At 71.9% G+C, this 14765-nt stretch carries 15 protein-coding genes; 9 read left to right on the top strand and 6 right to left on the bottom strand.

The window, feature by feature from the left end; translation table 11 throughout:
* The first annotated feature begins 103 nt into the window (after positions 1-103).
* The 7 genes from ACQP2H_RS19145 to ACQP2H_RS19115 all read left to right on the top strand — a co-directional run bounded on the left by ACQP2H_RS19145 (position 104) and on the right by ACQP2H_RS19115 (position 6937).
* Positions 104-1279: a sulfotransferase family protein gene (locus tag ACQP2H_RS19145; RefSeq protein WP_219463141.1), complete on the top strand. Its 1176-nt coding sequence runs from the start codon at positions 104-106 to the stop codon at positions 1277-1279.
* Positions 1276-2523 carry an ABC transporter substrate-binding protein gene (locus tag ACQP2H_RS19140; RefSeq protein WP_219463139.1) on the top strand — a complete coding sequence of 416 codons (1248 nt, stop codon included), beginning with the start codon at positions 1276-1278 and terminating at the stop codon, positions 2521-2523. The genes ACQP2H_RS19145 and ACQP2H_RS19140 overlap by 4 nt, the downstream gene beginning before the upstream one ends.
* A gap of 38 nt (positions 2524-2561) precedes the next feature.
* A complete protein-coding gene (cysD, locus tag ACQP2H_RS19135; RefSeq protein ID WP_208570064.1) occupies positions 2562-3494 on the top strand; it encodes a sulfate adenylyltransferase subunit CysD in 933 nt (310 codons plus the stop codon).
* Positions 3494-4756, top strand: coding sequence for a sulfate adenylyltransferase subunit 1 (locus ACQP2H_RS19130; protein WP_208570063.1), 1263 nt, complete (start codon positions 3494-3496; stop codon positions 4754-4756). Before cysD ends, ACQP2H_RS19130 begins: the two co-directional genes overlap by 1 nt.
* Positions 4757-4808: 52 nt before the next feature.
* The gene (locus ACQP2H_RS19125) at positions 4809-5411 is read left to right on the top strand and encodes a mycothiol-dependent nitroreductase Rv2466c family protein (RefSeq protein WP_208570076.1); all 603 of its coding nucleotides are present in this window, start codon (positions 4809-4811) and stop codon (positions 5409-5411) included.
* 74 nt (positions 5412-5485) lie between these two features.
* Positions 5486-6340, top strand: coding sequence for an arylamine N-acetyltransferase family protein (locus ACQP2H_RS19120; protein WP_219463129.1), 855 nt, complete (start codon positions 5486-5488; stop codon positions 6338-6340).
* 24 nt (positions 6341-6364) lie between these two features.
* Entirely contained in the window at positions 6365-6937 is a 573-nt protein-coding gene (locus ACQP2H_RS19115) for a DNA-3-methyladenine glycosylase I (protein WP_219463126.1), read from the top strand.
* Positions 6938-6990: 53 nt separating this feature from the next.
* Here the strand turns inward: ACQP2H_RS19115 and ACQP2H_RS19110 are convergent, their stop codons facing one another.
* Genes ACQP2H_RS19110 through ACQP2H_RS19090 form a run of 5 tightly spaced genes read right to left on the bottom strand, consistent with a single transcriptional unit; the run spans position 6991 to position 11509 of the window.
* The gene (locus tag ACQP2H_RS19110) at positions 6991-7692 is read right to left on the bottom strand and encodes an ABC transporter ATP-binding protein (RefSeq protein WP_219463124.1); all 702 of its coding nucleotides are present in this window, start codon (positions 7690-7692) and stop codon (positions 6991-6993) included.
* On the bottom strand, positions 7673-8431 hold the full coding sequence (locus ACQP2H_RS19105; RefSeq protein WP_433228311.1) for an ABC transporter ATP-binding protein: 759 nt from the start codon (positions 8429-8431) through the stop codon (positions 7673-7675). The genes ACQP2H_RS19110 and ACQP2H_RS19105 overlap by 20 nt, the downstream gene beginning before the upstream one ends.
* Entirely contained in the window at positions 8428-9402 is a 975-nt protein-coding gene (locus ACQP2H_RS19100; protein WP_219463121.1) for a branched-chain amino acid ABC transporter permease, read from the bottom strand. The genes ACQP2H_RS19105 and ACQP2H_RS19100 overlap by 4 nt, the downstream gene beginning before the upstream one ends.
* Positions 9399-10286, bottom strand: coding sequence for a branched-chain amino acid ABC transporter permease (locus tag ACQP2H_RS19095; RefSeq protein ID WP_208570057.1), 888 nt, complete (start codon positions 10284-10286; stop codon positions 9399-9401). Before ACQP2H_RS19095 ends, ACQP2H_RS19100 begins: the two co-directional genes overlap by 4 nt.
* Before the next feature lie 26 nt (positions 10287-10312).
* Complete coding sequence (locus ACQP2H_RS19090; protein WP_433228308.1) at positions 10313-11509, bottom strand: ABC transporter substrate-binding protein; 1197 nt, start codon at positions 11507-11509, stop codon at positions 10313-10315.
* A gap of 497 nt (positions 11510-12006) precedes the next feature.
* Here ACQP2H_RS19090 and ACQP2H_RS19085 point away from each other — a divergent pair, with 497 nt between their 5' ends.
* Positions 12007-12366, top strand: a complete 360-nt coding sequence (locus ACQP2H_RS19085; RefSeq protein ID WP_219463117.1) for an MmcQ/YjbR family DNA-binding protein — start codon at positions 12007-12009, stop codon at positions 12364-12366.
* A gap of 5 nt (positions 12367-12371) precedes the next feature.
* Positions 12372-12806: a hypothetical protein gene (locus ACQP2H_RS19080; protein ID WP_219463115.1), complete on the top strand. Its 435-nt coding sequence runs from the start codon at positions 12372-12374 to the stop codon at positions 12804-12806.
* A gap of 141 nt (positions 12807-12947) precedes the next feature.
* Here ACQP2H_RS19080 and ACQP2H_RS19075 read toward each other — a convergent pair whose 3' ends face one another.
* Positions 12948-14234: a cation:proton antiporter domain-containing protein gene (locus ACQP2H_RS19075; RefSeq protein ID WP_219463113.1), complete on the bottom strand. Its 1287-nt coding sequence runs from the start codon at positions 14232-14234 to the stop codon at positions 12948-12950.
* Positions 14235-14765 lie beyond the last annotated feature (531 nt).

Here is a 14765-nt window from a genome sequence, read left to right as displayed (position 1 = left end):
TTCACATTCGTCGCGGTCCCCGGTCGATCCGGCCCCTCGGGGCGGGCACACCGACCGACAGCCCGATCCGCCGCGTTTGCCGCCAGATAGAGGGGAGTACGCCGTGACCGCCGTCATCGAACCCAGTCAGGACACCTACCGGGTGGAGGAGTTCGTCGAGGCAGCCCGGGAGAGGGTGGGAGTCCCGGACTTCGAGTTCGCGCACCTCGACGCCCTCGACCGGCTGCTGCGGTCGTTGGACACCGAGGGCGGCCTGAACGAGGCCGGTCGGCGGTCTGTCCGGGGCGCCCTGGTCGCCGCGCTCGCCACCCAGGCCGCCGCGTACCGGGCCCGGGTGAAGAACCCCGAGATCGCCTCGGTCGAGATCAACCAGCCGGTGTTCATCACGGGCATGACCCGCAGTGGCACCACGCTGATGCACAACCTGCTCGGCCAGCACCCGGACCTGCGCTCCCCCGACCTGTGGGAGCTGATGGCGCCGGCGACCGACGGCCGCGACGAGGCGACCCGGCAGGCGCTCGTCCAGGCGGCGGAGAACTTCTGCACCGACTACTACACCGTCGCGCCGGCGCTCAAGCCGGTGCACCTGTGGGAGCCGCACCGCCCCGACGAGGACCACCGGCTGACCGCGCCGACGTTCAAGACGATGGCGTACGAGCTGCGTTACACCGTGCCCAGCTACGGCGAGTGGCTGCGCACCCAGGACCAGTACGACGCCTACGACTACCACCGCTACCTGATGCAGCACATCGTCTGGCGGGTGCCCACCGACACGCTGGTGCTCAAGGACCCGTTCCACCTGTGGCGGGCCGACGCGCTGGCGCGTACCTACCCGGACGCGCGGCTGATCTACATGCACCGCGCCCCGAGCGTCACCATCCCCTCGACGTGCAGCCTCACCGAGATCATCCGACTCGCGCGCGCCGACCAGGTGGACCGCCTCGCGCTCGGTAGGCTCTGGACCGAACGCTTCGCGGAGATGCTCGACCTGTTCGCGCGCGCCGAGCGGGACAAGCTCGCCGACACGCCGGTGCTCGACGTCGACTACCAGCGCCTGATGGCCGACCCGATCGCGGTGATGGCCGAGATCTGCGACTTCCTCGGTGCCCGCTGGGACGGCGAGGTCGAGCAGGCGTTCCGCGGTTACCTCGCGGCGAACCGCAAGGACAAGCTCGGCAAGCACGTCTACCGGGCCGAGGACTACGGCCTGGACGCCGACGAGCTGGACGAGCGCTTCTCCGCATACCTGACGAAGTACCAGATCGGAGGACGGGTGTGAGCACGACGTCGGAGCCCACGGTGCTGGAGACGCTCAACGAGCAGTTCCGCGCCTTCGCCCGTACGGTGGCGGGCGCCCCCACGGTCACCGTGGGCATCGTGACCCCACTGTCCCTGCCCGGTGACCCCACGGCCGGCACGTTGACCGCCCGCGGCGCCCTGATCGGTGCCGAGTACGTGCGGGACCACGGTGGCATCCGCGACGGACTCCAGTTCGACTTCGTCGTCCGCGACGACCAGGAGACCGTCACCCTCGACGGTGGCACGATGCCCCGCTCGGCGGTGGGCGCGCTGGCGAAGGTCGCGATCGTCGACGGGGCGCTGGCCGTCCTGGGCCCCTGGCACCTGCGCTACACCGAGGAGGTCGCGGAACTCGCCGACCGGATCGGGGTGCCGCTGTTCATCGAGAACGCCCACCCCGGGGTCACCGCGCGGCAGCGGCGGGCGGTCTTCCGCACGTTCACCTCGATGGCCGAGCGCGCCCCGGTGCTGATCCGGTTCGCCGCCGACCAGGGTTTCCGGCGGGTCGGCCTGATCCACGCCGACACGGTGTTCGGCCGCAGCGCCGCCGCGCTGCTCACCGCCGAGTTGCAGGCGGCCGAGGAGCCGATGGAGCTGTACTCCGTGGAGTTCGCCCAGGAGTCGACCACGGACCTGCGCCCCCAGCTGCGCGAGATCCAGCAGTGGCAGCCGGACGTGGTGATCAACGTGGGGGTGGTCCGCACCAACCACCTGATCGTGCAGCAGGCCGCCGAGATCGGGCTGCTGCCGCAGGTGCCCATGCTGGCACCCTTCCAGTGGCCGCTGCGGGCGCCGGACTACTGGAAGGCGCTCGGCGTGCACGGCCTGCACATGGTCTGGCCGGCCACCCAGTTCAGCCCGAACTGGTCGGGGTTGACCCCGATCGGCCGGTGGTTCGTGGACCGCTACCGCGACACGTACGGCACGCCGCCGCCGGACACCGCCCTCAACGCCTTCACCGACATCACCATCATCGCCCAGGCCCTGCGCCAGGCGGACGGGGTCGGCCGGGCGGAACTGATCGACGCCTTGGAGAAGGGCACCTTCGACACCTGGCGTGGCCCGGTCAGCTTCGCCCGCGGCGAGACCCACTGGCACCACAGCCCACCCCCGGTGGTGCTGCAGCAGTACCAGGAGATCGACCAGGACATCTCCACCGTGCCGATCGTCTACCCGCCCGAGCTGCGTACCGCCGGGTACGTGCGGCCGGGCACCTCGAACTGACCGGCCCGACCGGCCGACACCTGTGGGGAGACAACGCCATGGCGTTCACTTCGACCGCATCCGAAACCGCATCCGACCTGCGGATGTCCTACCTCGACGTGCTCGAGGCCGAGGCGGTGCACATCATCCGTGAGGTGGCGGGCACGCTGGAGCGACCCGTCCTGCTGTTCAGCGGCGGCAAGGACTCCGCCGTAATGCTCCACCTGGCCCGCAAGGCGTTCCTGCCGGGCCAGCTGCCCTTCCCCGTGCTGCACGTCGACACCGGGCACAACTTTCCCGAGGTGATCGAGTACCGCGACAAGGTGGTGGCGGAGCACCAGCTCACGCTGCGGGTGGCGCACGTGCAGGACTACCTCGACGACGGCCGGCTCACCGAGCGGCCCGACGGCAGCCGCAACCCGTTGCAGACCGTACCGCTGCTCGACGCCATCACCCAGCACCGCTTCGACGCCGTGTTCGGCGGCGGGCGGCGCGACGAGGAGAAGGCGCGGGCCAAGGAGCGGGTGTTCTCGCTGCGCGACGAGTTCGGGCAGTGGGACCCCCGCCAGCAGCGCCCGGAGCTGTGGAACCTCTACAACGGTCGACACGACCCGGGTGGGCACGTGCGGGTGTTCCCGCTGTCCAACTGGACCGAACTCGACGTGTGGAACTACATCGCCCGGGAGGAGATCCCGCTGCCGGCCATCTACTTCGCCCACCAGCGTCAGGTCTTCCTGCGCGACGGGATGTGGCTGACGCCGGGGGAGTGGGGCGGTCCGCGCCGCGACGAGCAGCTGCAGGAACGCACCGTGCGGTACCGCACCGTCGGGGACATGTCGTGCACGGGCGCGCTGGTGTCCGACGCCGCCACCATCGACCAGGTGATCGCCGAGATCAGCCTGTCCCGGATCACCGAACGCGGGTCGAGCCGGGCCGACGACAAGTTGTCCGACACCGCCATGGAGGACCGCAAGCGGGAGGGGTACTTCTAGTGACCACGCTCAGCCTCGAGACTGCCCGCGACGGTGAGCTGCTGCGGCTCGCCACCGCCGGCAGCGTCGACGACGGAAAGTCCACCCTGGTGGGACGCCTGCTCTATGACTCCAAGTCGGTGCTGGCCGACCAGTTGGAGGCGGTCGAGTCCGCCAGCCGCGCCCGCGGCTACGGCCAGGCCGACCTCGCCCTGCTGACCGACGGTCTGCGGGCCGAACGTGAACAGGGCATCACCATCGACGTCGCCTACCGTTACTTCGCCACCGGCAACCGCCGGTTCATCCTGGCCGACACCCCCGGGCACGTGCAGTACACCCGCAACATGGTCACCGGCGCGTCGACCGCCCACCTGGCCGTGATCCTGGTCGACGCCCGGCACGGCGTGGTGACCCAGACCCGGCGGCACACCGCGGTGGCCGCGCTGCTGCGCACCCCGCACGTGGTGCTGGCGGTCAACAAGATGGACCTGGTGGGTTTCGCCGAGGACCGGTTCGCCGAGATCGACGACGAGTTCCGCCGGCTGGCGGGTTCCCTCGGGGTTCCCGACGTGCGGTCCATCCCGTTGTCGGCGCTGCGCGGCGACAACGTCGTCGACGCCTCGACCGAGATGCCGTGGTACACCGGGCCGACGTTCCTGCAACACCTGGAGCGGGTGGACCTCGACGAGGACCTGACCGCCCTGCCGGCCCGGCTGCCCGTGCAGTACGTCCTGCCCGACGGATCGCTCGCCGGCCAGCTCGTCGCCGGTCAGCTCCGTCTCGGGCAGCAGGTGCTGGTCGTGCCCGCCGGACGGCCGGCGGTGGTCACCGCCATCCACCGGCTCGGCACGCCCATCGAGAACGCCCGCGCCGGCATGTCGGTCAGCGTGCAGCTCGACGGGGAGGGCGAGGTGGGACGCGGCGACATGATCGTCGCGGCGGACCGGATCCCGACGACGACCCGGCAGGTCACCGCGACGCTCTGCCACGTCGCGGAGCGCCGGCTCGGCGAGGGCGCCCGGGTGCTGGTGCAGCACCAGACCCGGGTCGTGGGGGGGACGGTCACGTCGATCGTCGACCGGCTCGACCTCGCCACGCTGGAGCACACCCCCAACTCCGATCCGCTGGCCGTCAACGACATCGCGGGCGTGGTGCTGGACCTCGACGAGCCGATCGCCGCGGACCCCTACCGCCTCATCCGGGGCACGGGGTCGCTGCTGCTCATCGACCCGCGCGACGGGGCGACCCTCAGTGCCGGACTGGTCGGTCCGGCGTTCCGATGATTCAACCGAAGGATGTACGACGGTGCCCGAAGTGAACCGAATCCTGGTGGACATGTTCGTCGACCCGGTGTGCCCGTGGGCGTGGCTGACGTCGCGTTGGCTGCTCGACGCCGAACGGCAACGCCCGATCGACGTGCGGTTCCGGATCATGAGCCTGTCCGCCCTCAATGAGGGACGTGCCGACATCGACGCGTTCTACCAGCGCAACATCGGGCCGTGGCGGCGGCCGGTGCGGGTGCTGATGGCGGCCGAACAGCAGCACGGGCCGGACGCCGTCCGGTCGCTCTACGACGCCATGGGCACCCGCCGGCACGTCAAGGGCCAGTCGTACGGGCCGGCCCTGTACAAGGCGGCGCTCACCGAGTGCGGGCTGCCCGGGGAGTTGGCCGACGCGGCGGACGACGCGGGGCTCGACGACGCGGTGCGCAAGAGCCACCTGGCGGGGATGCAGCCGGTCGGGCTGGACGTCGGCACGCCGACGATCCACGTGCACGTGCCCGGCAGTGATCCGGTGGCGCTGTTCGGCCCGGTGGTCACGCCCGCCCCGCGCGGTGAGGACGCCGCCCGGCTGTGGGACGGCTTCCTCCTGGTCGCCCAGACCCCCGGCTTCTACGAGCTCAAGCGCAGCCGCACGAGTGGCCCGCAGACCCGCTGACGACCGGCCGGGGCGACGCCATCTCACCGATGGCGCCGCCCCGGCGTTTTTCCCAGGAAGGTGACCGTCCCGACATGCAGGAGCCGTCTGTGCCCAGGATCGGCGACGAGGTGGTGCGGCGCTACCTCGCCCGTCTGGACGAGCCCGGCCGGCCGGGGGTGAACCTGGCCACGCTGGTCCGACTGCACGAGCGTCACGTCCGGCGGGTTCCTTACCACAACCTCGACATCCGGTTGGGGTTACCCACCGACGTCGACCCGGCCGGCAACGCCGCGCGGCTGGCCGACGGCGACGCCGGCTACTGCTTCCACCTCAACGGGGCGTTCGCCGCGCTGCTGGCCGCGTTGGGCTTCGACGTCACCCTGCACCGGGGACAGGTGAAGAAGGCGCCGGCGTTGCCCGACGGGGTGGAGTTCGCCAACCACCTGACCATGACCGTCACCGTGGAGGGTCGGCGCTGGTTCGTCGACGTCGGGCTCGGCGACGGGCTGCTGGGTCCGGTGCCGTTACGTCCCGGCGTGGTCCGGCAGCCGCCGCTGACCTTCGGTTTCGCGCGCGCGACGTGGGGTTGGCGGTTCACCCACGATCCCCGGGGGTCGTTCACGGTGATGGACTGGGAGGACCGGCCGGCGCAGCCGCAGGAGTTCGCCGCGGCCCACCGGCTGCTCTCGACCGCACCGGGTTCCACCTTCGTCCGCCGGTTCATCGTGACCAACCGGGGCCCGGGTGAGGTGGTGTGGTCGCTGGTCGACCGCCTGCTGACCCGCATCGACGGCGACGGTGTTCACCGGCGGGCGCTGACCACCTTCGACGAGTGGCGTCGGGAGCTGGAGGAGACGTTCCTCCTGCGGCTCGACGACCGGCACGCCGCCGGGCTGCGGGGGCTGTGGCAGCGGTTGCCACGGCACCCCGGCAGCGCCGCCGGCTGACCCGCTGCCCCGACAGGAGACGACATGCAGATCAGCACCGGCGCTGACGGTGTGCCGCGTTGTGGCTGGTGCACCGCCACCCCCGTGTACGTCGCGTACCACGACGACGAGTGGGGCCGGCCCGTGCACGGCGAGGCCCCGCTCTTCGAGCACCTGGCGTTGGAGACCTTCCAGGCGGGGTTGTCGTGGTCGACGATCCTGCACAAGCGGGACGCCTTCCGGTCGGCCTTCGACGACTTCGACCCGGAGACCGTCGCCGGCTACGACGACACCGACGTGGCCCGGCTGCTCGGCACCGAGGGCATCGTGCGCAACCGGGCGAAGATCGAGGCGACCATCGGCAACGCCCGGCTCGTCGTGGCGTTGGCCGGGGACCTCGACGCCCTGCTGTGGTCGTACGCGCCGACCGGTGCGCGGCCCCGTCCCCACTCGACGTCGCAGGTGCCGGCCCGGACACCCGAGTCGACCGCGATGGCCCGGGAGTTGAAGCGGCGCGGGTTCCGGTTCATCGGCCCGGTCGGCGCGTACGCCCTGATGCAGTCGACCGGGATGGTCGACGACCACCTGGTGGGCTGCCACCGCGCCGTCGACGGTTGAACCCGGTCCGGGTGCGGCCCCGTCGCCTGACGGGGCCGCACCCGGTCTCGTGCTCAGCCCGCGACGCCCAGCAGACGCTGCACCGTCGGCAGGTCCCCGCGCAGTTCGCTGGTGGGGCACCGGTGTGCGATGCGCCCCCGGACCAGCACCGCCGCCTCCTGGGTCACCCCGAGGGCCAGGTGCAGGTCGTGTTCCACCAGCAGCAGCGTCAGCCCCTCCCGGACCACCACCCGCAGCGCCTCGGCCACCTGGTCGACGACGATGGGCGCCAGCCCCTCGGACGGCTCGTCCATGAGCACCAGCCGCGGGTCGGTGGCCAGGGCCCGGCCGATGACGAGCATCTGCTGTTCGCCGCCGGACAACTGCCCGGCGAGGTGCCGCCGCCGCTGCGCCAGCCGGGGGAACAACTCGTACACCCGCTCGGTCGGCCAGGTCCGGCCGCCGTGCCGGGTGGCCAGGGCGAGGTGCTCGTGCACCGTCAGCGTCGGCCACACCCGCCGCCCCTGCGGCACCAGCGCCACCCCGGCGCGGGCGAGCCGGTCGGCCCGCCAGCCGGTGACGTCCCGACCGTCCAGCAGCACCTGCCCGCCGGTGGGCCGCAGCAGCCCCGCGAGGGTGGAGACGAAAGTGGACTTGCCGACCCCGTTGCGGCCGAGCAGGGCCAGTGCCTGCCCCGCCGGCAGGTCGAGGTCCAGCCCGTGCAGCACCTGCCCCTGCCCGTAGCCGGCGGTCAGCTCACGCACCTCCAGGAACACCGTGCACCTCCTCCATCCGGCCGCCGAGGTACGCCTGCTGCACCTCGGGGCTGCGCCGTACCTGCTCGGGGGTGCCGCTGTGCAGCACGGTGCCGAGGTGCAGGACGCTGACCCTGGTCGCGACGTCGAAGACGACGTCCAGGTCGTGCTCGACGAACACGATCGTCACGGTGGGCGGTACGCCGCGCAGCAGCTCCACCAGCCCACCCCGTTCCTCCCCGGACATGCCGGCCGCCGGCTCGTCCAGGAGCAGCAGCTGCGGTTTCGCGGCGAGCGCCACCGCGATCTCCAGGCGTCGGCACTGGCTGTAGGACAGCGCCGTCACCGGCCGGTCCGCCAGGTCGCCCAGGTCCACCGAGGCGAGCGCGGCGGCGACCTCGGCGCGGCGCTGCCGGTCGGTGTGCCGGGCCAGCAGCCGACCACCGGTCAGCGCCAGGGCCACGTTCTGTGCGGCGGTGAGCGAACCCAGCAGGGTCGAGTGCTGGAAGCTGCGGCCGATGCCGGCGCGGGCCCGTCGGTGGACCGGCTCGCGGGTGACGTCCCGGCCCCGGTAGTGGAGGGTCCCGGCGGACGGGCGTTCCTGCCCGGCGATCAGCTTGAGCAGGGTGCTCTTGCCGGCGCCGTTGGGTCCGATGAGTGCGTGCCGCTCCCCGGCGGCCACCGTCAGCCGTACGCCACGCAGGACGTTCAGCGCGCCGTAGCGGTGGTGGACGTCCTGGCAGCGGAGCAGATCGATCATGACGTGGTCCTCCTCAGCCGGATGCGGGCGATCCCCGTGGGCAGCAGATAGACGACGAGGACGAACAGCAGCCCCAGGGCGAGCGGGCCGTGCCCGTCGAGGGTCGCGCCCAGCGAGTCCCGTACGACGATGACCAGGGCCGCGCCGAGGCAGGGCCCCCACCAGGAGCCGGTGCCCCCGATCACCACGGCGAGCAGGGCGAGCGCGGAGGTCTCGAAGCCGGCGTCGGCCGGGGTCACCAGTCGCTGCTGGGCGGCGAGCAACCCGCCGGCCAGTCCGGCGACCGCACCGGCGAAGACCAGCGCGCCGAGCTTGATCGCGGTGGTCCGGTAGCCCAACGCGCGCATCCGGTCCTCGCTGTCGCGGATGCCCCGCAGCACCACACCGGGGGTCGACGTGGACACCAGGCGCAGGGCGAGCATGCCCACCACGAAGAAGCCCAGCACGTACCAGTAGGTCGTGGCGGGTTGGTCGAGGACCGTGCCGAACATCGACGGCGCCGGCACCCCGTACAAGCCGTTGGAGCCGCCGGTCACCGCCTCCCAGCTGTCGGCGGCCTGCTGGGTCAGCTCCCCGATCGCCAGGGTCAGCATGAGGAAGAACACCCCGTGGGTGCGGACGGCGACCGCCCCGGCGACCAGCGCGACCAGGGCCGCGACGACCACCCCGACCAGGAGCGCCCCCGCACCGGTCGTCTGGTGGGTGGCGGTCCAGGCGGCGGCGTACGCGCCGACGCCGAAGAACGCGGCGTGCCCCAACGACGGCAGTCCGACGACGCCCACCAGCAGGTTGAGGCTCGCGGCGAGCAGTCCGAAGACGAGGATGCGGGTCAGCGTCGTCGTCGCGTAGGGAGCGAGGTAGAGCGGGGCGGCGGCCAGCACCAGGGTGCCGGCGGTGGTCGCGGCCACCGTGCGGAACCCGGTGCCCAGCCGGGGGCGGGCGGGGGCCCGGGTCTGGACCAGGGATGTCATCGTCGTCCTCCGGGGGCGAGGGTGAACAGGCCGCGCGGGCGGACGACCAGCACCGCCGCGAGCGTGCCGAAGAGCAGGAAGGAGGCCAGGCCGGGCAGCACCGCCCGGCCGACGGACTCGACCTGGCCGAACAGCAGGGCGGCGATGAGCGGCCCGCGGATCGAGCCGAGCCCACCGACCACCACGACGACCAGGGCGAGCACCAGGATCGTGGTGTCCAGCCCGGGGCGGGCGTGGTAGATGGGTGCGCCGAGCAGCCCGGCGAGGGTGGCCAGCACCGAGCCCAGGACGAACACGCCGCCACGGACCAGGCGCGGGTCCACCCCGACGGTGGCGACCATGTCCCGGTCGCTGACCGTCGCGCGGAACAGCGCGCCCAGCGAGGTCCGTTCGACGGTCCAGTACACGGCGGCGGCGAGCAGGGCGGCTACCCCGACGAGGGCGAGCCGGTAGCTCGGGTAGCTCCAGCCGGCGATGGTCACGGTGCCGTCCAGCCCGGCGGGTGGCTCGGTGGCCCGGACGTCGTCGCCGAACAGCGCGGACAGGACGTCGGCGGCGACCAGGGCGATGCCGAGGGTGAGTAGCGCCTGTTCCAGGTGGGAACGCCGCGACAGCGGCGCGGTCAGCAGTGACAGCAGGCCACCGGCGGCGGCACCGAGCACGACGACGGCGACGACCGCCCGGGCGAGCGACGGCCAGGTCTGCTGCTCACCGCCGATCCACCAGGCGAGGTACGCCCCGGTGAGGAACAGTGCGCCGTGGGCGAGGTTCAGCACGTCCATCATGCCGAATATCAGGGACAGGCCGGCGGCGGTGATGAATAGCAGCAGCCCGATGGCCAGGCCGTTCACCATCGCCGTCACGGCGATCTGCGTGGTGGGCATCGCGGAGGCTCCGTCCGGTGGTACGGCTACGACTGGGGGTCGAGCGGGCCGAGGTCCGCGACGACGCCGTTGACGGGTGCGCCGGCCCGGGTCTGCACCCGGCGCAGGTAGAAGTTCTGTCGGGGCGACTGCTGCGTGAAGGACCACGGGCCACGGGGGCTGTCGGTGATGACGCCGATCGAGTCGAGGGCCCCGGCGAGGCTGTCCCCGTCGACGGCGTCGGCCTGCGCGATGGCGCGGGAGAGCACCTCGGCGGCGTCCCACGCCTGCACGGCGTAGGCGGTGGGGGCGGCGTCGTAGGCGGCGCGGTACGCCTGGCCGAACGCGACGTTGGCGGGGTTGGCCAGTTCGGAGGTGTAGTGCAGGGTCGACAGCACCCCGTCGGCCGCCTGCCCCTGTGCGCCGAGCACGCCGCCCTCGACGAGGAAGCCCGACGCGTACAGCGGGATGGTGCGGGAGAGGCCGAACTGGGCGTACTGCTTGACGAAGGCCACCGACTCGGCGCCGCCGAAGAAGCAGAAGGTGCCCTGCGCGCCGGAGGACTGGATGCGGCTGAGGAAGGGCTGGTAGTCCTGGGTCTTGCCGAACGGCGGCTGGCTCTGGCCGACGATGGTGCCCCCACCGGCCCGGTAGGCGTTGCTGAACCCCTTGATCGCCTCGGTGCCGGCGACGTAGTCGGGGGCGATGGCGTAGATCCGGCGGACGCCGCTGGTGGCCAGGTGACGTCCCATCGCGGCGGCGACCTGGGCGTTGGTGAACGAGGTACGCCAGATGTAGGGGCTGCGGTTGGTGCTGGTGATGGCACCGGCGCCCGCGTTGGCGATCACGAGCAGCCGGCGGGCGCTGGTGACCAGGTCCCGTACGCCGAGGGCGGTGGCGGAGCTGACGACGCCGACCAGCACGTCGACCCGGTCGTTCTGGAGCAGCTTCTGTACGGCCGGCACCCCGGTCTGCGGTCCCTCGCCCTCGTCGGCGACGACGGTGGTGACCCGGCGACCGCCCAGCCGCCCGTCGTGCTGGCGCAGCCAGAGGTCCCAGCCGCGCTGGATGTCGACGCCCAGCGGGGTGTAGACCCCGGCCTGGGGGATGACGAGGCCCACCTTGACGGTGTCGGTGCCGCTGCTGACCGTGGTGGCGCCGAGGCTGCTGCCGCAGCCGGTGAGGCCGGCGACGCCGAGGCCGGCGGTGAGGCCGAGGAATGTCCTGCGGTTGATTCCGGTCATGACCCAACTCCCGAACGTATCGAGCAGGATTAGTGGCCTGAAGGTATGGCCGGCCGTCGGGGGCGGCCAGTGCCACATCGTCGAGCGGTCCGGGTCCACTCCGGTGGCGGGCGGTGCCGGTGTCGTCGAGGGGTGGACGGGGTGCGCCACCCGGTCCCGGGCGGCGGTGATTGGCCCCGTCGACCGGCGGCAAGTGGCCGTTTCCCGCCCCGGCGACCCGTGGCACGCTGCTGGTCGCCGTCCGGTCCGACCAGGTGAGGAGTTCCCGTGCGCGCGTACGGCCGGCGGGACGGTTCCGCCGACGGTCCACGCCCCCGGGGCACGCGTACCCCTGGGGTGGTCGCACCTGACACCGCGGGCGTCGCGCCTGCGGTGTCGTGCTGTCCGTTCCCGGGTGGGGTCGGCGCGTCCGCTCGGACGGCAACCGGCGTCGACCGTCTAATGGGCGGTGCGCCCCGCCGCGGGCGTGACCGCCCGCCGACCGGAGGGAACCGACAATGCTGACACCCGACCAGGTAAGGGACTTCGCCCTCGCGATGCCGGAGGCGGTCGAGCAGGAGACGTGGGGGCATCCCACGTTCCGGGTGCGCGAACGCATCTTCGCCAGCACCTCCGCCGACGGGGTGGTGGCGATCGTCCGGGCGTCGAAGGAGGACCAGGCCGAGCTGATGGCGGCGGACCCGGAAACCTACGACCCGGCGGACTACTTCGGCCGGTACGGCTGGGTCCGGGCGCAGCTCGCCACGGCGGACCCGGACGAGATCCGGGAGCTGGTGGTGGAGGGGTGGCGGCGGGCGGCACCGAAACGGCTGGTGGCGCAGTACGACGGCACGTCCGCCCGGACTTCGGGGCGGTGACGGTGGTGGCCGCGATCATCCTGGGTTGGAATCCCCAGCGGTGGAACGGGTGGACGCCGAGCTACGAGGAGCTGTCGCCGACGGTCTCCCCGCAGCGCACGTTGGCCGGTTCGTGGACGGTGGGGCGGCGGGTGAACATTCCGGTGGGGGCGGACGCCTGGCTGTTGATGCAGGGTCGCCACCGGGGTCTGGTCGGGCATGCCGTGGTGACCCGCGCCCCCTATCCCGGCCCGCACGACCGGGACCCGACGGTGACGACGAACTACGTGGACGTCGCGTGGGACGGGCTGCTGCCGGTGGCGCGGCGGATCGTTCCGGAGGTGCTGACGACGGAGGCGTCCGGGGTCGCCTGGGGCTACGTGTTCAGCTCGGGCACCGGTGTGCCCGCCGCCGCCGAGGAGCAGGTCCACCAGGTCTGGCAGCGCTACGCGCTGGACTGAGCCGCGCTGGACTGAGCCGCGCTGGACTGAGCCGCGCTGGACTGAGCCGCGCTGGACTGAGCCGCGCTGGACTGAGCCGCAGGGCCGGTCCGGGTGGGTGCGACCCGTCGCACCCACCCGGACCGGCCCTGCGGCCGAGGGTCAGCGGATCGCCGGTACGGGTTCGGCGGCCATCGCGGGTACCTCGTCGGGTGCCGGTGCGCGGGTCGCCAGCAGCGGGCCGGCCATCGCGGTGGTCACCAGTGCCATGACGACCATCATGGTGAACAGTTGTCCGTCGAGGACGCCGAGGGAGACGCCGATGTTGAGCACGATCAGTTCGGTCAGCCCCCGGGTGTTCATCAGGACACCCAGTCGTCGTGCCTGCGGCCAGGGCAGGCCGAAGGCCCGCGCGGGGAGGGCGGCGCCGGCCATCTTGCCGACGCAGGCGACCAGGATGATCGCGGCGAGTTCGAGCAGGTTGGTCAGGGTCAGCGCGGCGATGTCGACGCTCAGCCCGGTGACGATGAAGAAGACCGGCAGCAGCACCAGGCCGATGTTCTCGAACGGCACCCGGATGTGTCTGGTCAGCGGCTCCGCAGGGTGCCGGGGCATGACGAATCCGAAGGCGAAGGCCCCGAAGATGGCGTGGATGCCGATCCAGGTGGTGGCGTAGGAGGACAGGAAGACGCCGGCGGCGGTGATGGCCGCGAGCTGGTAGGTGTTCGGTCCGATGCGGCGGATCAGGGCGGCCAGGCCGGGGCGGACCGCGAGGGCCATGACCGCGACGTAGCCGGCGGACATGAGGACCACCTGGACGAGGTCGGTGGCGTCGCGGGCGGTGGCGACCGCCGCGACCACGGCGAGGATGCACCAGGCCAGCACGTCGTCGATGGCGGCGCTGGCCAGTGCCAGCACGCCGACCTGGGTGTGGGACAGGCCGCGGTCGCGCAGGATGCGGGCCAGGACGGGGAACGCGGTGATGGCCATGGCGGCGCCGAGGAAGAGGGCGAACGCGAGGAACGGCACGTGCTTGCCGGCGATCGTCGCGTGCCGGGGATAGATGAGGTTGGCCAGGCCGACGCCGAGGGTGAAGGCCAGGGCGATGGAGCACACCGACACCGACACGGTGAGGCTCTTGCGTCGGGAGACGATGCGCCGGTCGAACTCCCACCCGATGAGGAACATGAACAGCAGGAGGCCGACCTGCGAGATGGCCGACAGGTAGGGCCGGGCGGCGGCGGGGAAGAGCAGGGTGGTCAGGTCGCCGGGGAGCAGACCGAGCAGGCTGGGGCCCAGCGCGATGCCGGCGACGATCTCGCCGATCACCACGGGCTGCCGCAGCCGGCGGGCGATCCCGCCGAACAGGTGGGCTACCAGGAGGACGAGGGCGATGTCGGCCATCACGATTGCAGCGGTGAGTTCGGCCGGCGTGGCTACGGACTTCATGAGATCTCCGGATCTGGGCGGGAGAAGGCTGGTCCGGGGTCGGCGCCGGTGTGTTCACGGCGGCGCGGATCACCGACCGTAGCAGCGGATTTCCCGGCCGGACACGGCCATGTCCGGCGGGTTGGGGGTGCCATTTGCCGATTGATCGTGGTGGGGATGGCGGCCGGTGGGAAACGCGATCGCCCCCCAGGTGTGTGCCGGTTAGTCGCCGCCGGGCGTCCCGTCGCCGGAAGAATGCGGCGAGTCGACCGGGTAACTGGCAGGTCGGCTTACCGACACCGCTTCGTTAACCTGAAATCGTGCATTCCAGAAGAGTCGTTCGGTGATTGTCGTCTATGGCCCGATTTTCGGGGCCAATACTCGCTACCCTGCGTCACCTTAACGTCACGCGCCGAAATGAGTGCTGGGCAGGGGGTCGTCCAGTGGCACCCTCTCGGATCAAAGAATGGCTCTGGTTGCCCTGCTAACGCTGGGTTAGCCTTCCTGACGTTCCGTTCTTCCCTCGACACAGAGAGTGGAGTCATGGCGCGT

Origin of the sequence: Micromonospora sp. CA-248260 (assembly GCF_050942205.1) — a bacterium.
Lineage (GTDB): Bacteria > Actinomycetota > Actinomycetes > Mycobacteriales > Micromonosporaceae > Micromonospora > Micromonospora antibiotica.
This window is presented reverse-complemented; position numbering and strand designations above follow the sequence as displayed.